Origin of the sequence: Sphaerisporangium flaviroseum (assembly GCF_039537005.1) — a bacterium.
GTDB lineage: Bacteria > Actinomycetota > Actinomycetes > Streptosporangiales > Streptosporangiaceae > Sphaerisporangium > Sphaerisporangium flaviroseum.
Window position 1 is genome coordinate 73176 of record NZ_BAAAZR010000032.1, and the last position, 21428, is coordinate 94603.

Genomic DNA, 21428 nt, shown 5'->3' on the forward strand with positions numbered 1-21428 from the left:
GACGAGACGGGTTTAGCCATGTCCGCAGGCACGGACGAGAAACCGGCGCCTGCCGTACGCCGCAGGCTTTCCCGGTTCGGGGGGCAGTGGGGTGGCGCGATGAATCCGGTTCTGGAGCCTCTGTTCAAGACGGTTCGAGCCACCCACCCCAAGGCCGATCTGCGGGTGATCGAGCGCGCCTACGACGTCGCGGCCTATCACCACCGCGACCAGAAGCGGAAGAGCGGCGACCCCTACATCACCCACCCGCTGGCGGTGGCGACGATCCTGGCCGAGCTCGGCACCGACGACGAGACCCTGTGCGCCGCTCTGCTCCACGACACCGTGGAGGACACGGCCTACGGGCTCGAAGAGCTGCGCGCCGACTTCGGCGAGAGCATCGCGCTGCTGGTCGACGGCGTCACCAAGCTCGACAAGGTCAAGTTCGGCGACGCGGCCCAGGCCGAGACCGTCCGCAAGATGGTCGTGGCGATGTCCCGCGACATCCGGGTGCTGGTCATCAAGCTCGCCGACCGGCTCCACAACATGCGCACCCTGCGCTACCTGCCCCGGCACAAGCAGGAGCAGAAGGCCCGCGAGACGCTGGAGATCTTCGCGCCGCTGGCCCACCGGCTCGGCATGAACACCATCAAGTGGGAGCTGGAGGACCTGGCCTTCGGGATGCTCTATCCCAAGCGCTACGACGAGATCGCCCGCATGGTGTCCGAGCGGGCCCCGCGCCGCGACCTGTTCCTGCAGGAAGTGATCGAGAAGGTCTCCGCCGACCTGCGGGAGGCCAAGATCCGGGCCGCGGTCAAGGGCAGGCCCAAGCACTACTACTCGATCTACCAGAAGATGATCGCGCGCGAGGTCGCGTTCGACGACATCTACGACCTTGTGGGCATCCGCGTGCTGGTCGACACGGTGCGCGACTGCTACGCCGCGCTCGGAACGATCCACGCGCGATGGAATCCCGTGCCGGGCCGGTTCAAGGATTACATCGCGATGCCCAAGTTCAACATGTACCAGTCGTTGCACACGACGGTCATCGGGCCCGAGGGCAAGCCGGTGGAGCTGCAGATCCGCACACGGGCGATGCACCACCGCGCCGAGTACGGCGTCGCGGCCCACTGGAAGTACAAAGAGGAGATCGGGGTGTCCGGGCCCGCCGGAGCCCGCATGAAGTCCGCGGGCGACATGGCCTGGCTGCGCCAGTTGCTCGACTGGCAGAAGGAGACGGCCGACCCGGGCGAGTTCCTCGAGTCGCTGAGGTTCGACCTGTCGGTGTCCGAGGTGTTCGTCTTCACTCCGCGCGGGCAGGTGATCGCGCTGCCTGAGGGCGCCACGCCGGTCGACTTCGCCTACGCCGTGCACACCGAGGTCGGCCACCGGTGCATCGGCGCCCGGGTGAACGGCCGCCTGGTGCCGCTGGAGTCGCGGCTCAGCAACGGCGACGCCGTGGAGATCTTCACCTCCAAGTCGCCCGACGCCGGGCCGTCCCGCGACTGGCTGAAGTTCGTCAAGAGCGGCCGCGCGCGCAACAAGATCCGCCAGTGGTTCTCCAAGGAGCGCCGCGAGACGGCGATCGAGGCCGGCAAGGAGGCCATCGGGCGGGCCATGCGCAAGCAGGGGCTCCCGCTGCAGCGCCTGATGTCCGGAGAGAGCCTCCTGGCCCTCGCCAGGGACCTGCGCTACCCCGATGTCTCCGCGCTCTACGCGGCCGTCGGAGAGGGGCACACGGCCGCTCAGGCGGTCGTGCAGAGGCTCGTCCAGTCCCTCGGGGGGGTCGAGGGCGCCGAGGAGGACATCGCCGAGGCGGCGGTCCCCACCAAGCTGCGTGGCCGGCCGCGCACCGGCACCAACGCCGGCGTCATCGTGGCGGGCGACTCCGATGTCTGGGTCCGGCTGTCACGCTGCTGCACCCCGGTGCCGGGCGACGACATCGTGGGCTTCGTGACCCGCGGTCACGGCGTCTCGGTCCACCGCACCAACTGCCCCAACATCGAGCAGTTGAGGTCCGAGCCCGACCGCCTGGTGGAGGTCAGCTGGTCCCCGAGCGACGACTCGGTGTTCCTGGTGGCCATCCAGGTCGAGGCGCTCGACCGGCCGCGCCTGCTGTCGGACGTGACTCGCATGCTGTCCGACCAGCACGTCAACATCCTGTCCGCCTCGGTCACCACATCCCGCGACCGCACCGCGGTCAGCAAGTTCACCTTCGAGATGGGCGACCCCAAGCACCTGGGCCATGTGCTGAAGGCCGTTCGCAACATCCCCGGCGTCTACGACGTCTACCGCGTCACCAACTGATCCCCCCGCCGAGCGGCGGAGGGACCGGGGTCGCCCCTAAGGGCCTGGCCCCCGGCCAGGGGAGCGCGACGAGGCCGCGTTCGCCGACCACCCTCCGAACGCGAACGGCCCTCGCCGGTCAATTCGGGCCCGGCCGGCTCTCGCCGGTCAGGAGAACTCGGCGAGGGTGCGTTCGGCCTCCTCCAGCCATGAGCGGCGGGCGGCGATGGCCTCCTCGGCCTCCTTGACGTCCTTGTCCTTGCCGGCGGCCCTGGCCTTGGCCATCCGGCCCTCAAGCTGCTCGATGGTCCTGCGCAGCTGGTCGACGGTGGTCTGCGCCCGGGCGCGGGCCTCGGGGTTGGACCGCTTCCACTCGGCCTCCTCGGCCTTGCGGACCGCCTCGTCGATGCGGCGCAGGCCGCCCTCCAGCTTGTCCCTGACCTCGCGCGGCACCGGCCCGACGGCCTCCCAGCGCTCCAGCACGCCCCGCAGTGCGGATCGCGCGGACCGGGCGTCGGTCACCGGCAGGATGCGCTCGGCGTCGGCGAGGATGCGCTCCTTGGCCTCCGCGTTCTCCCGGAGAGAGGCGTCACGCTCGGCGAACACCGCTGAACGGGCCTGGAAGAACTGGTCCTGGGCCCCCTTGAAGCGGTTCCACAGGTCGTCCTCCGCCTCGCGGGAGGCGCGGCCGGCGGTCTTCCAGCGCCGCATGAGCTCGCGGTAGGCCGAAGCCGTCTCGCCCCAGTCGGTGGAGGTCGCCAGGGCCTCGGCCTCGCTGACGATGCGCTCCTTGATGCTGCGCACCGACTCCCGCTGCTCGTCGAGCCCGGCGAAGTAGGACTTGCGCCGCTTGGCGAAGGCGGTGCGGGCGGCGGAGAGCCGCTTCCACAGGGCCGCCTCGGTCACCCGGTCGATGCGTTCGGCGGCCTTCCACTCCTCGACGAGCTGGCGCAGCCGCTCGCCGCCCGACTTCCAGTGAGTGGTGTCCTCGGCGATGCGCTCGGCCTCGGCGACGATGCGTTCCTTGATCTCCCGGGACTGGGCGCGTGCCTGGTCCCGGGCGGCCTTCACCTCTTCTCGGCGCTTGCCCACCAGGTCGGTGAGCGCTTCGAGGCGGCTCTCCAGCGCCGCGAGGTCGCCGACGGCGTGCGCCTCGGAGATGGACTCGCGCAGCTTGACGATCGTCGCCTCGGCCTGGGCGGGTGGCAGGTCGGTGCCGCGGAGCCGCTGTTCCAGCAGCTCCACCTGGGTCGCCAGCTCGTCGTACTTCCGATGGAAGTAGGCGAGGGCCTCTTCCGGTTCACCGGCCTGCCAGGACCCGACGGCCCGTTCTCCCTCGGCCGTACGAACGTAGACGGTGCCGTCGTCGTCTACCCGGCCCCACGGGTCGGTGCTCACCGTGTCCTCCCGCACTCGAATCAGCCTCCAGGACGCGATGCGTCCTTGGTTGTATTACGTCAGCTCTTGCCAGAGATTGTCACGTGTTTGATTTCGACCGGGTCCTTGGGAGCTCCCGAGCCATCGCCCATCCCCCCGGGCAGGACGCCCTTCTTGCTCACATCGTCGAGGATTTTGAGCCCCTTTGTGACGGTACCGAACGGCGTGTAGTTCGGGGGCAGTTGGAGGTCACCGAAGATGATGAAGAATTGGCTTCCATTGGTGTTGGGCCCGCTGTTGGCCATCGCGACCACCCCGCGGGTGTACTTCGCGCCGTTCAGGTTCTCGTCGGCGAAGCGGTAACCGGGGCCGCCCTGGCCGTCGGTGGGGTTCTTGCCGTCACCCTTGGCCAGCGGGTCGCCGCACTGCAGCATGGGGAAGCTCGCCGGCCCCATGCGGTGGCACTTGGACCCGTCGAAGTACTTCTTGGCGGCGAGGAAGGCGAACGAGCTCACCGTGCAGGGCGCCTTGTCGGTGGCCAGGCTCACCACGATGTTCCCCTGGTTGGTCGCGAGCGTCATCGTCTTGGCCGAGGTGTCGGCCTTCGCCGGCGGCAGCCCCACGTTCTTGGCCGGGGCACCGCTGCTGTCGGCGACGAAGTCGCACGTGCCGGTCGCCGCGTCGTACGGCTTGGGCTGCGGTCCCGCGGATGGAGGGGCCGACGACGGCGGAGGCGTGGCGGTCGCGGTCGCGGCCTCGGTCTTGGCGTCTCCGCCCCCGATCAACGCGACGGCACCGAAGATGGCGCCCACCACGACCAGCACGCCCGCGCTGGTGCCGATGATGGCCCACTTCTTCGTCCGAGCCTGCCGCGCGGCACGAGCTTCCATCTGCCGTTGGTAATGCTCCCGTGCCAACTGCCTTTGACGGTCCTTGCCGGTCGCCACCGCTGAGCCCTCCCGACTGTCCGAGTTGATCGTGTTTGGCCGCCTCGCTGGACGACCGCCACCTTTATGGAGTGGGCGAATCGTATCGGCCAACGGGCAATGGTTCGCAGCCCGGCGACCCGCACCGGTACCCTTCGGTTACATTCCCATCCGCTTTCCTTGACGAGATCGATCACACCGAGGACCGTTTCCGTGCTCATCGACGGCTTTCCCGCAGGTTCCTTCCAGGCCAACTGCTATGTCGTCGCTCCCGCCGCGGGCGAGGAGTGCGTGATCGTCGACCCAGGTCAGGACGCTGTCCAGGGCCTGGACGACATGCTGCGCGAGCACCGGCTCAAGCCGGTCGCCGTGCTGCTCACGCACGGTCATCTCGATCATGTGTGGTCGGTCGCGCCGGTCTGCGGAGCGCGTGACGTGCCGGCCTGGATTCACCCCGAGGACCGCGAAATGCTGACCGATCCGGGCAAGGGCCTGTCGCTCATGGCCGGTCAGCAGCTCTTCGGCGGGCTGAAGTTAACCGAGCCCGACGACGTGCGTGAGCTTTCCGACGGCGCCGTGCTCGAGCTCGCGGGCATGGCCATCACCGTCGACCACGCGCCCGGGCATACGAGGGGGTCGGTGACGTTCCGGCTTCCCGGGGAGCGTGTGATGTTCTCGGGAGACCTGTTGTTCGCCGGCTCCATCGGCCGAAGCGATCTTCCGGGCGGTGACTACCAGACCATCCTGCGCAGCCTGGGCAACGTCTGCCTGACGCTGCCGGACGACACGACGGTGCTGCCCGGTCACGGACCACATACGACGATCGGCCGCGAACGCGCCACTAACCCCTACCTCGCCGAGGCGGCGCCGTTCGCAGGCCCAACCAGGGGACTGTAATGAGCTTTCAGGCGCCCAAGGGCGTACCAGAATATTTCCCACCGCGTTCCGCGACGTTCCTGGCGGTCCGCGCGGCGTTCGCCACCGCGGCGCAGAACGCCGGCTACTCCTACATCGAGGTGCCGGTCTTCGAGGACACCGAGCTGTTCGCCCGCGGTGTCGGAGAGTCGACCGACGTGGTGTCCAAGGAGATGTACACCTTCGCCGACAGGGGCGGCCGTTCGGTGACGCTCCGGCCCGAGTTCACCGCCGGTGTCATGCGCTCGACGCTGGAGCACGGCCTGCACAACGCCCAGCTGCCGGTCAAGCTGTGGACCACCGGCCCGGCCTTCCGCTACGAGCGCCCGCAGGCCGGCCGCTACCGCCAGCTCCAGCAGTTCAACGTGGAGGCCATCGGCACCGAGGACCCGGCGGTCGACGCCGAGACCATCGCCATCGCCTGGTCGGGCTACCAGGCTCTCGGGCTCACCCGGGTGCGGCTGCTGCTCAACACCCTCGGATGCAAGCAGTGCCGCCCGGCCTACCGTGCCGCCCTGCAGGACTTCCTGCGAGGGCTCGACCTCGACGAGGCCACCAGGGAGCGCATCGAGATCAACCCGCTGCGGGTGCTCGACGACAAGCGCGCCGAGGTGCGGGCCCAGGTCGAGAACGCCCCGCTGATCACCGATCACCTCTGCGCGTCCTGCAAGGCCCACCACGACAGGGTCCGCTCCCTGCTGGAGGACCTCGGCGTGCCGTGGGAGGACGCCCCGCGGCTGGTGCGCGGCCTCGACTACTACACCCGCACCACCTACGAGTTCGACCACCCGCTGCTCGGCGCCCAGTCGGGCATCGGCGGCGGCGGCCGCTACGACGGGCTGTCGGAGGACATCGGAGGCCCGGCGCTGCCGGGCATCGGCTTCGCCGTCGGCGTCGACCGCATCATCCTCGCAGTGGAGGCCGAGGAACTCGCCCAGGAGGTGCCCGCGCGCGTCGCCGTGTACGGTGTGCCGCTCGGCGAGGAGGCGGCCCGGCGCATGTTCAAGCTCGTCAACGAGCTGAGGGCGGCGGGCGTGGCCGCCGACATGGCCTTCGACGGCAAGGGGCTCAAGGGCGCCATGAAGGGCGCCGACCGTTCCGGGGCCACATACGCGGTGATCCTCGGCGACCGGGACATCGCCGCCGGGGCGGCGCAGGTGAAGCACCTGGAAAGTGGCGACCAGACCGCAGTACCACTCGCTGAGATCGTCACGAAGCTGAAGGAGAAACTGACCAAATGATCCGCACGCACACCGCCGGATCGCTGCGCAAGGAGCACGCCGGCCGGCAGGTGACGCTGGCAGGGTGGGTGGCACGCCGCCGTGACCACGGTGGCGTGGTCTTCATCGACCTGCGCGACGCCTCCGGTTCCGCGCAGGTGGTCTTCCGCGAGGAGGACCACGCGCACGATCTCCGTTCGGAGTACTGCGTCAGGATCGTCGGAGAGGTCCGCACCCGCCCCGAGGGCAACGAGAACCCCGATCTGCCCACCGGCCAGGTCGAGGTCGTCGCCTCCGAGGTGGAGGTGCTGAGCGAGTCCGCGCCGCTGCCCTTCCCGATCGAGGGAAGCGCCGGCATCTCGGAAGAGGCCCGGCTGAAGTACCGCTACCTCGACATGCGCCGCCAGCAGGTCGCCCACGCCATGCGCACCCGCTCGACCGCCACCTACCTGGCACACGAGGTCATGCGCGAGAACGACTTCGTGTACGTCGAGACGCCCGACCTCACCCGGTCCACCCCCGAGGGCGCCCGCGACTTCCTGGTCCCGGTGCGCCTGCAGCCGGGCAGTTGGTACGCCCTGCCGCAGTCGCCGCAGCTGTTCAAGCAGCTGCTCATGGTGGGCGGCCTCGAGCGCTACTACCAGCTGGCACGCTGCTTCCGCGACGAGGATCTGCGCGCCGACCGGCAGCCGGAGTTCACCCAGATCGACGTTGAGATGTCCTTCGTCGACCAGGACGACGTGATCGCCCTCGGTGAGTCGCTGATCGGCCGTATCTGGAAGGAGACGGTGGGGTACGAGCTGCCCACCCCGCTTCCCCGGCTGACCTATCGCGAGGCGATGGACCGGTTCGGCTCCGACAAGCCCGACCTGCGCTTCGGCTGCGAGCTGGTCGAGATGACCGGCTACTTCGCGGACACCCCCTTCCGGGTCTTCCAGGCGCCCTACGTCGGCGCCGTGGTGATGCCGGGCGGCGCCTCCCAGACCCGCAAGGAGCTGGACGCCTGGCAGGACTGGGCCAAGTCCCGCGGGGCCAGGGGCCTGGCGTACGTCCTGGTGCAGCCGGGCGGTGAGCTGGGCGGCCCGGTCGCCAAGAACCTCTCGGAGCAGGAGCGCGCCGGGCTGGCCGCCGCGGCGGGCGCCTCCGAGGGCGACGCCGTCTTCTTCGCCGCCGGGGCTCCGTCGGCCTCCCGCGATCTGCTCGGCGCCGCGCGCCTGGAGATCGGGCGGCGCTGCGGCCTGATCGACGAGTCTCAGTGGAGCTTCCTCTGGGTCGTCGACGCGCCGATGTTCGAGCCGGTGCTCGACGAGGTGGGGCGCCAGACCGGCTGGACGGCCGTGCACCACCCGTTCACCGGGCCCAAGCCCGAGTGGGCGGAGAACTTCCAGGACCACCCCGGCGAGGCCGTGGCGTACGCCTACGACATGGTCTGCAACGGCATGGAGATCGGTGGCGGTTCCATCCGTATCCACCGGGCCGAGATGCAGCAGCGGGTGTTCGAGGTGCTCGGCATCTCCAAGGAGGAGGCCGAGAGCAAGTTCGGGTTCCTGCTGGAGGCGTTCAAGTACGGCCCGCCGCCGCACGGAGGCATCGCCTACGGCTGGGACCGCATCTGCATGCTGCTCGCGGGCGGCGAGTCGATCCGTGACGTGATCGCCTTCCCGAAGACCGCCTCGGGGTTCGACCCGCTCACGGCCGCTCCGACGCCGATCACGCCCGAGCAGCGCAAGGAGGCCGGCGTCGACGCGGGGAAGGCTCCCGCCGCCGCGCCGCGGGCCACCGGTTCCTGACGGTCCCGTTCAACGAGGCGAGCCCCGGCGCACATGGCGCCGGGGCTCTGCTTTTCGGCTCGGACGGGATCGCTCGGACGGGACCCGTGGCGACGTTCGCTAGCGGGTGATCTTCATGTCCTTGATGATCACCGGGAGCTTGGGAGCGTTGGAGCCCTCGCCCCTGACGTCGGCCATCGGGTCGCCGTTGAAGGGGATGATGCCGCCCTTGGCGATCTTGTCGATGATGTCCATGCCCTTGACCACCACGCCGAACGGCGTGAAGGCGGCGCCCGCGGACGACAGCTGGGTGTTCTCGTCGGAGAAGGAGATCCAGAACTGGCTGCCGTTGGAGTTGGCGTCCTCGGAGGCCTGCGACATGGCGACGGTGCCCCTGCCCAGGGGGATGCCGCCCAGGTTCTCATCCTCGAACAGGTAGCCCGGCCCGCCGGTGCCGTCGTCCTTGCTCTTGCCGTCGGCCTTGGCCAGCGGGTCGCCGCACTGCAGCATGCCCAGGCCGGTGGTCTCCACGGTCGCCAGGCGGTGGCAGCGGGTGTTGTCGAAGTAGTTCTTCTTGGCCAGGAACTCGAACGAGTTGATCGTGCAGGGCGCCTGCGCGGTGGCGAGTTCGATGACGATCGTGCCCTGGTTGGTGGTGATCGTCATGTTCTTGGCCTTCAGATCGGGCTTCGACGGCGGCGTGCCCACGTTCTTGGCCGGGCCTCCGCTGTCGTCCTTGCGGTAGGCGCAGGAGACGGAGCCCGGGGCGACCGGGGCGGCCGTCGAGCTGGGCAGCGCGGCGGGAGCCGATGCGCCGGCCGAGACAGAGGCGGACGGGGAGGGGGCCGCGCTCGGCTTCACGTCCTCCGTGCCCCCCAAGAGCGTGGTGGCGGCGATGACGCCGCCCACGACGACGAGCACTCCGACTCCGGCACCGAGGATGATGCCCCGCTTGGACGTGCTGGTGGGCTTGGCCCGCTCTTCCTGCCGCTCGCGATGCTCCCGTGCCAGCTGGGTCTGGCGATCCACGTCGGTCACGGTATGCCTTCCAATTGCCGATAGATGACTTTATGTGCTCCGGAATCGTACCGGCCTTTGCGTTGAGCCTGTATAAAACGCCCAGTTCGAGCAGGTTTCAAGATCATCCATGACCTTGGCCCGGCACTGTCTTTGCCGTGCGGAAAGTTGCGACGGGGAACTCCTTATGGCGCCTTGACGCGATCACCGGCATGATCGGCTCACGCGGTCGAAGGGGGTCGCCGCACCATCCGGTGCCTCCCGGGCGAACCTGGGCGGCGGCGGAACCGTATAAGGGACTAGCCACTTCATGGGAGTCACCACATGTTCGACGAGTTCTTCGGCCTGCCCGCCCACCCCCTGATCGTCCATTCCGCCGTGATCTTCATCCCTCTGCTGGCGCTCGGCTCCGTCGTGTACGGCGTGGTCCCGCGCGTGCGCCCGTCCCTGCGGTGGGCGGTGATCCTGCTCGCGATCGCCGCCCCGGCCACCGCCTTCGCGGCGAAGCAGAGCGGTGAGGCGTTCGAGGCGCGGATGTTCGCCGACGGCCTGCCCGAAGGGGCGACCGGCCAGCGGATCATGGAACACTCCAGCTTCGCCAACCCCCTGGTGCTGAGCGCCCTCGGCCTCGGCGTCGCATCACTGCTGCTCGTCTACTCGTCGCTCAAGCTCGGCAGGGTCACGACCGGGCTCCTGTCCGCCGTCACCGTGGTGCTCGCCCTGCTGGCGGGGTTCTACGTCCTGCGGGCCGGGCACACCGGCGCCATCGCGGTCTGGGGCTGATCGCCGAGGCGGGCGGGCCGGGCGCGATCACGCGGGGCCCGGCCGGCGGGAACCTCACGGCCGCGGAGACGGTAGTACCGGCATGAAACGCACAGCCATCGTGTCGGCCTGCCTGGTGGCGGCAGCCTGCGCCCCGGCCACACCCTCGTCCTCGGGCGACCCCGCCGCGCAGGCCCGGCCCTCCGCGTCCGTTCCCTCCGCGTCCGTTCCCGCGACGCCGAGCCCGCCCGTGGCGCCGTCGAGCACCCGCCCGAGCGGCGAGCGGGCCGAGGGCGGTTGCGGGGACACCCCGGCCCAGTCGGGGCGGCCGCCCGCCTGGGCGTCCGTGAACGCCCCCCGCCTCCCCTTCGTCGTCGGACGTGAGGGGAACGCCCTCGCGTACCCGTTCGTCGACCTGCGTGCCGGCACCCCTGAAAATCCGGCCAACAAGGTCCTCTGGTACGTCCGGCTGCCGCGTGACTCCAACGAACTGCGCGTCGTCGCCCGGCCCCGCGGGGCCGCCGAGCCCGTGGTCCGCGCCGCCTTCCCCGACGGGGCAGGTCCCGGCGAGATCTATCCGAGCATCATCAACGTGCCGAAGCCTGGATGCTGGACGTTCGACCTGACCTGGGGCGCTCACCACGACACGGTGGACGTTCTCTATCGGCGGTAGTGTCAACGCGTGGAGAGTTTGTTCGACTCGGCGGCGGAGGAAGCCCACAAGAGCCAGGAGCCGCTGGCCGTGCGCATGCGGCCTCGCTCGCTCGACGAGGTGATCGGCCAGCGCCACCTGCTCGGCCAGGGCACGCCCCTGCGGCGGCTGGTCGAGAGCGAGGCGCCCATGTCGCTGTTCCTGTGGGGCCCTCCTGGCACCGGCAAGACCACGCTCGCCTATGTGGTCGCCAGCGTGACCAAGCGGCGGTTCGTGGAGGTCTCGGCGGTCTCGGCGGGGGTCAAGGAGGTTCGCGCGGCCATCGAGCAGGCCAAGCGCGAGCTGGGCATGACCGGACGCCAGACCGTGCTGTTCGTCGACGAGGTCCACCGCTTCAACAAGGCACAGCAGGACGCACTGCTGCCCGCCGTGGAGAACCGCTGGGTGACCTTCATCGGCGCGACCACGGAGAATCCCTTCTTCTCGGTGATCTCGCCCCTGCTCTCGCGGTCGCTGCTGCTGACGCTCGAGTCGCTGTCGGAGGCCGACGTCCACGACGTCCTCGAGCGGGCCGTCGGCGACCCGCGCGGCCTGGGAGGGCGGGTGCGGCTCGCGCCCGAGGCCATGGACCACCTGGTCCGCCTGGCCGGGGGAGACGCGCGCCGGTCCCTGACCTATCTCGAGGCGGCGGCGTTGCTCGTCCCCGAGGGCGACATCACGGTGGAGACCGTCGAGAAGGCGGTCGACAAGGCCGCCGTGCGCTACGACAGACAGGGCGACCAGCACTACGACGTCATCAGCGCGTTCATCAAGAGCATGCGCGGCTCCGATGTGGACGCCGCGCTGCACTACCTGGCCCGCATGATCGAGGCGGGGGAGGACCCCCGGTTCCTCGCCCGGCGCATCGTGATCTTCGCGTCCGAGGACGTCGGCATGGCCGACCCGACCTGCCTGCAGGTCGCGGTCGCCGCGGCCCAGGCCGTGCAGCTGATCGGGCTGCCCGAAGGGCGCCTCAACCTCGCCCAGGCCGTCATCCACTGCGCGTTGGCCCCGAAGTCCAACGCCGTCATCAAGGCGATCGGCGCCGCCTCCGACGACGTCCGGCGGGGCCTGATCGGGCAGGTGCCCGGCCACCTGCGCGACGCGCACTACCCCGGCGCGGCCAAGCTCGGCCACGGCAAGGGCTACCAGTACCCCCACGACTTCGAGCACGGCCTGGTGAGGCAGGACTACGCGCCCGAGGAGATCCGCGGGCGCCGTTACTACGAGCCGACCCGCCACGGCGGGGAGGCGCACTTCGCCGACCGTTGGGCCAAGATCCGGGAGTTTCTGCGCGGACGGCAGTGAGCCCGCCGGGTCCGGGGTTAGGCGCGCTGAGCGCGGGCACAGGGCCCGGGCGCGATAGGGTCTCTCCATTCCACCGCCCCAGCCCGGCCGAACAGCCGTAGGTCACCTACGAGGGGACGCATCGACATGCTTACCGCGGGAGAGGTCGCCGGCCTCATCGTCGCCCTGTTCTGGGCGATCCTGGTCTGCTTTCTTGTAGTGGTGCTGGTCAGGCTGGCCCGGCTGCTCACCCAGACCACCAAGATGGTCGCCGACCTGAGCGACCGGGTGATCCCGTTGCTCGACGACGTCAGCGTCACGGTCGCCGAGACCAACCGCCAGCTCGTCACCGTCGAGGCCATCGCGGGCAACATGAAGGAGGTCAGCGGCCACATGCTGAAGGTCACCGGCGTCGCCTCCACGCTGTTCGCCAAGCCGCTGATCAAGGCTTCGGCGCTGCTCCACGGCGTGCGCCGCGCCGCCGCCGGGCGCCGCCGGTCCGCGTTGCCCCCCTCGGGCGGGGAAGGGCGGCGTCCGTGATCCGGCGACTGTTCTACATGGCCCTGGGCGCGTACATCGCGGTCTGGGTGATGCGTAAGCTGCAAGCGTTGAAGCCCGACCATGTCGCCCGCCGCGCGGGCGAGCGGGCGATGGGCCTCGCCGCGGAGGCGCGCCTGTTCGCCGAGGAGGTCCGGCGCCTTTCGGCAGGCCGGGAGTCCGAGCTGCGGGCCAGGTACGGACTCGACAGTGTTCATGACATCAACCACGACGTAAAGGACGGCCGCTGAGATGGAGTCGGCAGAGATCGCCCGCCGCTTCCTGCGCTTCTTCGAGGAGCGCGGCCACACTGTCGTGCCCTCGGCCAGTCTTGTCGCAGAGGACCCGACGCTGCTGCTGGTCAACGCCGGCATGGTGCCCTTCAAGCCCTACTTCCTGGGCCAGAAGAAGCCGCCGTTCCCGCGCGCGGCCAGCGCCCAGAAGGTCATACGCACCCTCGACATCGACGAGGTCGGCAAGACCACGCGGCACGCAAGCTTCTTTCAGATGCTCGGCAACTTCTCCTTCGGTGACTACTTCAAGGAGCAGGCCCTCCCGTACGCCTGGGAGCTGCTGACCAAGCCCGAGTCCGAGGGAGGCTTCGGCTTCCCCGAGGATCGCCTCTGGGCGACCGTCTATCACGACGACGACGAGGCCTTCGACATCTGGCACAACAAGGTGGGCGTGCCGGCCGAGCGCATCCAGCGCCGCGGCATGGCCGACAACTTCTGGTCGATGGGCGTTCCCGGCCCGTGCGGGCCGTGCTCGGAGATCTACTACGACCGCGGCCCCGAGTACGGGCGCGATGGCGGCCCGGTCGCCGACGAGAACCGCTACCTCGAGGTGTGGAACAACGTCTTCATGCAGTTCGAGCGCGGCGCGGGCGGCGGCAAGGACGCCTTCCCGATCCTCGGCGACCTGCCCGCCAAGAGCGTCGACACCGGCATGGGCCTGGAGCGCATGGCGGCCATCCTGCAGGGCGTCGACAACATCTACGAGATCGACACCACCTACAAGATCCTCGACAGGGCGGCCGAGCTCACCAAGTCGCGCTACGGCCGCGACACCCGGGCCGACGTCTCGCTGCGCGTGGTCGCCGACCACCTGCGCGCCGGCGTCATGCTGGTGGGCGACGGAGTGCTGCCCTCCAACGAGGGCCGGGGCTACGTGCTGCGCCGCATGCTGCGCCGCGCCATCCGCAACCTGCGCCAGCTCGGCGCGGGCGAGGAGCGCTACATGCACGAGCTCGCCGCGACCACCATCGAGGTGATGGCCGACCAGTACCCCGATCTGAAGAACGACGCCGCTCACATCCACACCGTGATCGACGCCGAGGAGACCTCCTTCCTCGGCACCCTGCGCACCGGCACCGCGATCTTCGACGCGGCGGTCGAGGAGACCAAGCGCAAGGGCGCCCCGACCCTGCCGGGGAGCCAGGCGTTCCAGCTCCACGACACCTACGGCTTCCCGATCGACCTGACGCTGGAGATGGCGGCCGAGCAGGGCCTCCAGGTCGACGAGGACGGCTTCCGCCGCCTGATGAACGAGCAGCGCGACCGCGCCAAGGCCGACTCCGCGGCGAAGAAGACCGGCAACGCCGACATCTCGGTGCTCGGGGAGATGCTCGACAGGGCCGGCCGGGTCGACTTCCTCGGCTACGACCAGACCACCGCCGAGGTCAACGTCATCGGCGTGCTCGTCGACGGGGCCTCGGTCCAGGCGGCCGGCGCCGGAACCACCGTCGAGGTCGTGCTCGACCGCACCCCCTTCTACGCCGAGGGCGGCGGCCAGCTCTCCGACCAGGGCGTCATCCGCACCGGCGGCGCCGTGGTCGACGTCGTCGACGTGCAGTCGCCGTTCGCCGGCCTGGTGGTGCACCGCGGGAAGGTCCGCGAGGGCGAGCTGCGCGTGGGCGAACTCGCCCAGGCCGAGATCGACATCGAGCGCCGCCGGGCGATCTCCCGCAGCCACACCGCCACCCACCTCGTCCACCGAGGGTTCCGCAACGCGCTCGGCGAGAGCGCGGCCCAGGCCGGCTCCGAGAACTCCCCGGGGCGCTTCCGCTTCGACTTCACCGCGACCGGCGCCGTCCCCCCGACGGTGCTGCGTGACGTCGAGGACGAGGTCAACGCCATCCTGATCAACGACCTGAAGGTCCACGCCTACCACACCTCCCTCAACGAGGCCCGCTCGATGGGCGCCCTGGCGCTCTTCGGCGAGAAGTACGGCGACGAGGTCCGCATCGTCGAGGTCGGCGACTACTCACGGGAGCTGTGCGGCGGCACCCACGTCGCAAGCTCGGGCCAGCTCGGCCTGGTCAAGGTGCTCGGCGAGGCGTCGATCGGCGCGGGCGTGCGCCGGGTCGAGGCCCTGGTCGGCATCGACGCCTTCCGCTTCCTCGCCCGAGAGAGCGTGCTGGTCGCCCAGCTCAGCGAGCAGCTCAAGGCGCGCCGCGAGGAGCTTCCCGAGCGCGTCGAGGGCATCGTCACCCGCCTGCGCACGGCGGAGCGCGAGCTCGAGAGGCTCCGCTCGGCCCAGGTGCTCGCGGTGGCCGGTGAGCTCGCCGCCTCCGCCCGCGACATCAGCGGTGTCTCGGTCGTGACCCACCGCGCGCCTGACGGAACATCAGCCGATGACCTGCGTAAACTCGCTCTCGACGTGCGCGGCCGGTTCCCCGGTGACCGCGCTGCGATGATCGTGATCGCCGGTGTGCCAGCAGACCGGCCGGTCGTGGTCGCCGCTGTGAACGATGCGGGGCGCACCCGGGGTCTCAAGGCCGGGCGACTGGTCGGCGTCGCCGCCAAGGCACTTGGGGGTGGCGGTGGCGGTAAGGATGACGTCGCGCAGGGTGGCGGAGCCCGTCCGGAGGCGATCGGCGACGCGCTCGGCGCCGTCGAGCACGCGATCCAGGAGACGCTCTCCTGATCGTGGACATCCGGCTGATGGGCTCGCGTGCCCGGAGGGCGCGGTGAGACGCGGTGTGCGGCTCGGCGTCGACGTGGGATCGGTCCGCGTCGGCGTCGCCCGCAGTGACCCCTCCGGGCTGCTGGCCACGCCGGTGGAGACCGTGCGCAGGGGACGAGGCGACCTCGACCGCATCGCCGCGATCGCCGGCGAGTGCGAGGCCATGGAGATCGTGGTCGGCCTGCCCACCTCGCTGTCGGGCCGTGAGAGCCACGCCGCGGTCGCCGCGCGGGAGTTCGCGGGCCGGCTTGCCGTACGGCTCGCGCCCACGCCGGTCCGCCTGTACGACGAGCGGCTGACCACCGTGACCGCTCAGCAGGGCCTGCGTGCCAGCGGGGTGAAGGCGAAGAACCAGCGAGAGGTGGTCGACCAGGCCGCCGCGGTGGTGCTGTTGCAGGCCGCCCTGGACGCCGAGAGGGCGAGCGGCGCGCCGCCGGGCAGATCCGTCGAGCCGCCGGGGCAGCGCCCCGGTGGGGAATCGAGCGCCGGGCCGGCACGGTGACCCGGCCCGCCGGCGCCGGCGGCCCTGACGACGCCGGCGGCTCGGACGGCCCCGACGGCCCCGACCGTGCGGAAGGGCCCCTGGGCCTTCCCGACGGCCCGGACAGGCCCGATGACCCGGACACCGCCGAGGACCTGATCGCCTTCACCGAGGAGCGTGCCCCCGAGGAGCCCGTCGAACGGCGGGCCCGTGCCGGGCGCGGCAGGCGTGCGCTGCTGCTGCTGGTGGGCGGCGGGAGCGCCGTTCTGGTCGCCGCCGGGCTCATCGGAGCTCTGGCGCTCTTCGGGCCCCTGATGGCGCCGGACGACTTCGACGGCAAGGGCTCGGTTCCCGTCGTCGTCGAGATCGTTCCAGGGGCGAGCGCCGGGCAGATCGCCGACGTCCTGGTGCGCGCGGAGGTGGTGGCCAGCGCCCGTTCCTTCGTCAACGCCGTGGAGGAGCGCGGCAAGTCGGGCAGCCTGCGGCCCGGCCGCTACCTGCTGCGCAAGCGGATGGCCGCCTCCTCGGCGCTGGACCTTCTCCTGGCCCCCCAGTCCAAGATCCGAAGGCGGGTGACGGTTCCTGAAGGGCTGCGCGCGGTGGAGACCGTGGCCCGCCTGGCCCAGGGTTCGGGTCTGGCGGCGGCGGAGCTCGCCGCGGTCATCGCCAAGCCGGATGAGCTGGCGCTGCCGTCGTACGCCAAGGGAGCCGTCGAGGGCTTCCTGTTCCCGGCGACCTACGACATCGAGCCTTCGACGACCCCACGCGACCTGCTGCGGTCGACCGTACGCAGGTTCAAGCGCGCGGCCGCTCACCTGAACCTGGAGGCGGGCGCGGCCGCGCAGCGCCTCACTCCGCGCGAGGTGGTGGTCATCGCCAGTATCGTGCAGGCCGAAGGGGGCAGGGACAGTGACTATCCGAAGATCGCCAGGGTGATCTACAATCGCCTCGCGTCCCGAGCCAAGCTGGAGATGGACAGCACGGTGATGTACGGCCTGGGCAAGCACGGCATCGTGGCGTCACTCGCCGAGATCAAGCGCGACACCCCTTACAACACCTACATGCATCCCGGGCTGCCGCCCGGGCCGATCAGCAATCCCGGTGAAGCGGCGCTTCGTGCAGCGCTTCGTCCGGCTACGGGCGATTGGTACTGGTTTGTCACGATCGACCCAGAGCGTAGAATCACGAAATTCACTGACAGAGAGAGTGAGTTCGTGAAATTCCGAGAAGAGCTGAACAAACGTCTCGGGCAGCACTGATGCCCCGCGGGACCGCCACTGCCCCCCGTCGGCGTCCGGCCGCCCGGGCCGGTGCGACCCCAGGTGTGCGGACGACGGCTTGCCTGGAATGTCCCCCCAATTTGGGGCACTCGCTTGACGACGGGCCGGTCCTACCGGGAGATTGGCGAGCGCACCTATGAACGACATGGACCTCGATAGTCTGCTGGGTGCCGAGGACGACGAAGGTCCCCGGCGCAGGTCTCGCGCTTCCTCGAGGAGCGCGCGCAGCCGCAGCAGGCGCCGTCAGCGCCGCCAGCGCCGCAAAGGCTTCGTGGCCTTCTTCGTCGCGATGGTCATCATCGTCGGCGTCCTCGGCGTCGGCGGCTACTACGGCTACAACTGGATCCGCGGAATCACGATCCCCAAGGATTTCACCGGGCAGGGCTCCGGCGAGGTGCTTGTGGAGATCAAGGCCGGGCAGAGCGCCACCGAGGTGGCCCAGACCCTCGTCGACCAGGGTGTCGTGGCGAGCGAGCGGGCGTTCGTGAACGCCATCGGCGCCGCGGGCAAGAGCGCCTCACTCCAGCCCGGAGAGTACAAACTGCGCAAGGGCATGGCAGCGCAGAACGCCGTCCCGCTGCTGGATCCCAAGCGCCGGCTGCAGACCACCGTGACGGTGAAGGAAGGGCTGCGGCTCTCGCAGATCCTGGAGCAGCTGTCGACCGCCACCGGCAGGCCGGTGTCGGAGTTCCAGAAGGCCGCCAAGGACCGCGAGGCGCTCGGCCTTCCGTCGTACGCCAAGGGCAGGCTCGAAGGGTTCGCCTTCCCCGCGACCTACGAGGTCTCGCCCAAGTCCAGCCCCGACGAGCTCCTCGCCGCCATGGTGGCGCGCTACAAGCACGCGGCCGACGAGGCCGGCCTGGTCGCAGGCGCCAAGCAGGTGGGCCGCACTCCCCTGGAGGTGCTGACGATCGCCAGCATCGTGGAGGCGGAGTCCGGCAACCGGCGCGACATGCCCAAGGTCGCACGAGTGATCTACAACCGCCTCAACCGCGACCCGCAGATGAAGCTGCAGATGGACAGCACGGTCATGTACGGGCTGAACAAGTACGGCATCGCCGCGACCCACGAGGAGCTCAAGAGCAGGTCGCGGTACAACACCTACGCTCGCCTCGGCCTGCCGCCCGGTCCCATCGGCAACCCTGGTGACAACGCCATCGAGGCCGCGCTGAACCCCGCCGACGGTTCCTGGCTGTTCTTCGTGACCACCGACCCCAAGCGCGGGATCACGAAGTTCACCGACTCCGAGGCGGAGTTCTTCAAGCTGGCCGAGGAGTTCAACAAGAACCACGGGGTGGGCTGATGGAGCGGCGTGCCGCCGTCCTCGGCTCGCCGATCGCGCACTCCCTCTCGCCGTGCCTCCACCGGGCCGCGTACGAGGCCCTCGGCCTTCGCGGCTGGAGGTACGACGCGATCGAGTGCGACGCGGACGCTCTTGAGGGGCTGCTGTCGGGGATGGGCCCTGAGTGGGCGGGCTTGTCGCTGACCATGCCGCTCAAGCGCGCGGTGCTTCCCCTGCTGGACACCGTGGCCGACCTGGCCGTGGAGGTCGGTGGGGTCAACACCGTGGTGTTCCGCGACGGCGCCAGGCACGGCGAGAACACCGACGTACACGGCATCGTCCAGGCGCTGGCCGAGTCGGGGGTCATGGCACCCCGGTCCGCGACGGTCCTGGGCGCCGGCGCCACGGCCGGCTCCTCGCTCGCCGCCCTCCGCGAGCTAGGACTGTCCGAGGCGACGCTGGTGGCCCGCGACCCGTGGCGGGCCAGGGAGACGGCGGAGGTCGCCGAGCGGCTCGGCATGACGCTCGGCGTGCACACCTTCGACAAGCTCGACACCGTCCTCGACGTCGATCTGGTCATCTCCACGCTGCCCTCCGGAGCGGCCGACGCCCACGCGGAGGCTCTGGCCGGCGTGCCGGCCGTGCTCGACGTCATCTACGCTCCCTGGCCGACGCCGCTGGCACGGGCGGTGCGGGCGGCGGGCGGCACGGTGGTCGGGGGATTCGCCATGCTGCTCCACCAGGCCGTACGCCAGGTGGAGCTGTACACCGGCAGAGCAGGGGTCCCGGTGGAGGTCGTCCGAGCGGCCGGTGAGGGCGAGATCCTCAGACGATCCGCACTGGTGGGACGGCCCTCGCCGAGCACGGCCACGCCTGGGTGACAGGGCGGGGGACTATTCGGCGGGCACTCGGCGTTGTGGTAGTGTTGTTGCTTGATCGGTCCGGCATGGCTGCTGGACGCGCAAGCGGAGGTCTTCCTCCCACCTGTTCGGCCGAGAGGTCGGCGGGTCAAGGATCACTACCGGACTTTCCTCCGGTGAGCTCACGATCGTCATGGTCTCAGAGCTCGGTGGCCCCGCATGCGCGACGTGTGGGGCTTTTCGCATGTACGCGAGACTTCCCAGCACGGTCGAGCACCGACGCGGATAAATGCCAGGTACCTAGGAGGTCCCATCAGCACTGAGCCCCGCATCAACGAGCGTATTCGCGTTCCCGAGGTGCGCCTCGTGGGCCCGAACGGCGAGCAGGTCGGCATCGTCTCCATCGGCGATGCGCTGAAGCTGGCCCAAGAGTCCGACCTTGACCTCGTCGAGGTCGCGGCGACGGCTCGTCCGCCCGTGTGCAAGCTCATGGACTACGGCAAGTTCAAGTACGAGTCCGCGATGAAGGCACGCGAGGCGCGCCGCAACCAGGCGCACACGATCATCAAGGAGATCAAGCTCCGGCCGAAGATCGACCCGCATGACTACGAGACCAAGAAGGGTCATGTCGTGCGGTTCCTCAAAGCGGGGGACAAGGTCAAGGTCACGATCATGTTCCGTGGACGTGAGCAGTCCCGTCCCGAGCTGGGTTTCAGGCTCCTGCAGAGGCTGGCGGAGGATGTCACGGACCTCGGGTTCGTCGAGTCCCAGCCCAAGCAGGACGGCCGAAACATGATCATGGTGATCGGGCCGCACAAGAAGAAGGCCGAAGCCAAGGCCGAGAAGGCCGCGGCTCGCGCGCGAACCTCCGGCGATCCGGCGGAGGGCGAGGCGGACATGAGCCTCGATCCAGACATGGCGGGGGCATCGGAACCGCAGGAGTGACGCGCCCCGCCTGACGACTCGGCGGGACGCCAGAAGACACCGAGACCGGGTCGGGTCGCGGCCGGGCACCCGCCCGGCTGGGGTACCTTGACCCGGGATATCGGCACGGACGAATGAGGGAGACACGGCTGACATGCCGAAGATGAAGACGCACAGCGGTGCGAAGAAGCGGTTCCGCATCACCGGGAGCGGCAAGATCATTCGCCGGCGTGCGAACCGTGCCCACTACAACGAGCACAAGCCCTCCACGCGGACGCGTCGTCTCGCGCCTGAGGTCGTCCTGTCCGATGCCGATGCCAAGAAGATCAAAAAGCTGCTCGGCAAGTAACCGAACCCCCGGGGAGATAGAACAATGGCACGCGTAAAGCGGGCGCTCAACGCCAAGAAGAAGCGCCGCGTCGTCCTCGAGCGGGCGAGTGGTTACCGGGGTCAGCGGTCGCGGTTGTACCGCAAGGCCAAGGAGCAGATGCTCCACTCACTGACCTACGCCTACCGCGACCGTAAGGACAAGAAGGGCACCTTCCGGCGCCTTTGGATCCAGCGCATCAACGCCGCGGCGCGCGCGAACGGCATCACCTACAACCGGTTCATCCAGGGCCTGAAGGCCGCTGGTGTCGAGGTCGACCGTAAGATCCTCGCCGACCTCGCGGTGAACGACAGCCAGACCTTCGCGACGCTGGCCGAGACCGCCAGGAAGGCACTGCCTGCCGACGTCAACGCGCCGGTGGCGAGCTGACCGACGTACGGCCCAGTGAACGACTCGTTCTCCAGCGGAACGGGTCGTTCACTGTTTCCGGGCGCGTCTCCCGGTGGCCACCCCGGTCGGGTGGCACGGACGCAGTAGCGGTTC

Annotated in this window: 20 protein-coding genes; 17 read left to right on the top strand and 3 right to left on the bottom strand. The window is 69.8% G+C overall.

The annotated features are described in order from the left end of the window. Window positions 1-99 precede the first annotated feature (99 nt). Complete coding sequence (locus tag ABD810_RS30955; protein ID WP_344948559.1) at window positions 100-2286, top strand: RelA/SpoT family protein; 2187 nt, start codon at window positions 100-102, stop codon at window positions 2284-2286. A gap of 147 nt (window positions 2287-2433) precedes the next feature. Here ABD810_RS30955 and ABD810_RS30960 read toward each other — a convergent pair whose 3' ends face one another. Both ABD810_RS30960 and ABD810_RS30965 read right to left on the bottom strand, forming a co-directional pair. Then, window positions 2434-3663 carry a DUF349 domain-containing protein gene (locus tag ABD810_RS30960; protein WP_344948562.1) on the bottom strand — a complete coding sequence of 410 codons (1230 nt, stop codon included), beginning with the start codon at window positions 3661-3663 and terminating at the stop codon, window positions 2434-2436. Window positions 3664-3722: 59 nt separating this feature from the next. Then, window positions 3723-4532, bottom strand: coding sequence for a peptidylprolyl isomerase (locus tag ABD810_RS30965; RefSeq protein WP_344948565.1), 810 nt, complete (start codon window positions 4530-4532; stop codon window positions 3723-3725). Window positions 4533-4781: 249 nt separating this feature from the next. On the opposite strand from ABD810_RS30965, the gene ABD810_RS30970 reads away from it, so the two are divergent. The 3 genes from ABD810_RS30970 to aspS are packed head-to-tail and all read left to right on the top strand — an operon-like array spanning window position 4782 to window position 8493. Beyond that, window positions 4782-5465: an MBL fold metallo-hydrolase gene (locus ABD810_RS30970; RefSeq protein ID WP_344948571.1), complete on the top strand. Its 684-nt coding sequence runs from the start codon at window positions 4782-4784 to the stop codon at window positions 5463-5465. Then, the gene (gene hisS / locus ABD810_RS30975; RefSeq protein ID WP_344948575.1) at window positions 5465-6724 is read left to right on the top strand and encodes a histidine--tRNA ligase; all 1260 of its coding nucleotides are present in this window, start codon (window positions 5465-5467) and stop codon (window positions 6722-6724) included. Before ABD810_RS30970 ends, hisS begins: the two co-directional genes overlap by 1 nt. Beyond that, entirely contained in the window at window positions 6721-8493 is a 1773-nt protein-coding gene (gene aspS / locus ABD810_RS30980; protein ID WP_344948578.1) for an aspartate--tRNA ligase, read from the top strand. Before hisS ends, aspS begins: the two co-directional genes overlap by 4 nt. Before the next feature lie 99 nt (window positions 8494-8592). Here aspS and ABD810_RS30985 read toward each other — a convergent pair whose 3' ends face one another. Then, complete coding sequence (locus ABD810_RS30985) at window positions 8593-9510, bottom strand: peptidylprolyl isomerase (RefSeq protein WP_344948583.1); 918 nt, start codon at window positions 9508-9510, stop codon at window positions 8593-8595. A 303-nt stretch (window positions 9511-9813) separates the two neighbouring features. Between ABD810_RS30985 and ABD810_RS30990 the strand changes: the two genes are divergently transcribed. The 13 genes from ABD810_RS30990 (at window position 9814) to rplT (ending at window position 21314) form a co-directional block, all read left to right on the top strand. Continuing rightward, window positions 9814-10272, top strand: coding sequence for a hypothetical protein (locus ABD810_RS30990; protein ID WP_344948586.1), 459 nt, complete (start codon window positions 9814-9816; stop codon window positions 10270-10272). An 82-nt stretch (window positions 10273-10354) separates the two neighbouring features. Beyond that, a complete protein-coding gene (locus ABD810_RS30995) occupies window positions 10355-10924 on the top strand; it encodes a hypothetical protein (RefSeq protein ID WP_344948590.1) in 570 nt (189 codons plus the stop codon). A 9-nt stretch (window positions 10925-10933) separates the two neighbouring features. Further along, window positions 10934-12250: a replication-associated recombination protein A gene (locus tag ABD810_RS31000; RefSeq protein ID WP_344948595.1), complete on the top strand. Its 1317-nt coding sequence runs from the start codon at window positions 10934-10936 to the stop codon at window positions 12248-12250. A gap of 126 nt (window positions 12251-12376) precedes the next feature. Then, window positions 12377-12769 carry a DUF948 domain-containing protein gene (locus tag ABD810_RS31005; RefSeq protein WP_344948599.1) on the top strand — a complete coding sequence of 131 codons (393 nt, stop codon included), beginning with the start codon at window positions 12377-12379 and terminating at the stop codon, window positions 12767-12769. Then, a complete protein-coding gene (locus ABD810_RS31010; RefSeq protein ID WP_344948603.1) occupies window positions 12766-13017 on the top strand; it encodes a hypothetical protein in 252 nt (83 codons plus the stop codon). The genes ABD810_RS31005 and ABD810_RS31010 overlap by 4 nt, the downstream gene beginning before the upstream one ends. Window position 13018: 1 nt before the next feature. Beyond that, a complete protein-coding gene (gene alaS, locus ABD810_RS31015) occupies window positions 13019-15691 on the top strand; it encodes an alanine--tRNA ligase (RefSeq protein ID WP_344948607.1) in 2673 nt (890 codons plus the stop codon). Window positions 15692-15734: 43 nt separating this feature from the next. Beyond that, window positions 15735-16232 (top strand): Holliday junction resolvase RuvX, encoded by a 498-nt coding sequence (ruvX, locus tag ABD810_RS31020; RefSeq protein WP_344948611.1) that lies wholly within the window; start codon window positions 15735-15737, stop codon window positions 16230-16232. Further along, entirely contained in the window at window positions 16229-17470 is a 1242-nt protein-coding gene (mltG, locus tag ABD810_RS31025) for an endolytic transglycosylase MltG (protein ID WP_344948616.1), read from the top strand. Before ruvX ends, mltG (ABD810_RS31025) begins: the two co-directional genes overlap by 4 nt. Window positions 17471-17636: 166 nt before the next feature. Beyond that, the gene (gene mltG / locus ABD810_RS31030; RefSeq protein ID WP_344948619.1) at window positions 17637-18794 is read left to right on the top strand and encodes an endolytic transglycosylase MltG; all 1158 of its coding nucleotides are present in this window, start codon (window positions 17637-17639) and stop codon (window positions 18792-18794) included. Next, complete coding sequence (locus tag ABD810_RS31035; protein WP_344948621.1) at window positions 18794-19654, top strand: shikimate dehydrogenase; 861 nt, start codon at window positions 18794-18796, stop codon at window positions 19652-19654. Before mltG (ABD810_RS31030) ends, ABD810_RS31035 begins: the two co-directional genes overlap by 1 nt. Window positions 19655-19963: 309 nt before the next feature. Next, the gene (gene infC / locus ABD810_RS31040) at window positions 19964-20578 is read left to right on the top strand and encodes a translation initiation factor IF-3 (protein WP_425566984.1); all 615 of its coding nucleotides are present in this window, start codon (window positions 19964-19966) and stop codon (window positions 20576-20578) included. A gap of 133 nt (window positions 20579-20711) precedes the next feature. Further along, window positions 20712-20906: a 50S ribosomal protein L35 gene (gene rpmI, locus ABD810_RS31045; protein WP_344948624.1), complete on the top strand. Its 195-nt coding sequence runs from the start codon at window positions 20712-20714 to the stop codon at window positions 20904-20906. A 24-nt stretch (window positions 20907-20930) separates the two neighbouring features. Further along, window positions 20931-21314: a 50S ribosomal protein L20 gene (rplT, locus tag ABD810_RS31050; protein WP_344948627.1), complete on the top strand. Its 384-nt coding sequence runs from the start codon at window positions 20931-20933 to the stop codon at window positions 21312-21314. The last annotated feature ends 114 nt before the right edge of the window (window positions 21315-21428 follow it).

Coding starts and splice junctions, on each gene's coding strand:
- ABD810_RS30955 (WP_344948559.1), top strand. CDS start 100: ATGAATCCGGTTCTGGAGCCTCTGTTCAAGACGGTTCGAGCCACCCAC.
- ABD810_RS30965 (WP_344948565.1), bottom strand. CDS start 4,532: ATGGAAGCTCGTGCCGCGCGGCAGGCTCGGACGAAGAAGTGGGCCATC.
- hisS (WP_344948575.1), top strand. CDS start 5,465: ATGAGCTTTCAGGCGCCCAAGGGCGTACCAGAATATTTCCCACCGCGT.
- aspS (WP_344948578.1), top strand. CDS start 6,721: ATGATCCGCACGCACACCGCCGGATCGCTGCGCAAGGAGCACGCCGGC.
- ABD810_RS30990 (WP_344948586.1), top strand. CDS start 9,814: ATGTTCGACGAGTTCTTCGGCCTGCCCGCCCACCCCCTGATCGTCCAT.
- ABD810_RS30995 (WP_344948590.1), top strand. CDS start 10,355: ATGAAACGCACAGCCATCGTGTCGGCCTGCCTGGTGGCGGCAGCCTGC.
- ABD810_RS31005 (WP_344948599.1), top strand. CDS start 12,377: ATGCTTACCGCGGGAGAGGTCGCCGGCCTCATCGTCGCCCTGTTCTGG.
- alaS (WP_344948607.1), top strand. CDS start 13,019: ATGGAGTCGGCAGAGATCGCCCGCCGCTTCCTGCGCTTCTTCGAGGAG.
- mltG (WP_344948619.1), top strand. CDS start 17,637: ATGGACCTCGATAGTCTGCTGGGTGCCGAGGACGACGAAGGTCCCCGG.
- ABD810_RS31035 (WP_344948621.1), top strand. CDS start 18,794: ATGGAGCGGCGTGCCGCCGTCCTCGGCTCGCCGATCGCGCACTCCCTC.
- rpmI (WP_344948624.1), top strand. CDS start 20,712: ATGCCGAAGATGAAGACGCACAGCGGTGCGAAGAAGCGGTTCCGCATC.
- rplT (WP_344948627.1), top strand. CDS start 20,931: ATGGCACGCGTAAAGCGGGCGCTCAACGCCAAGAAGAAGCGCCGCGTC.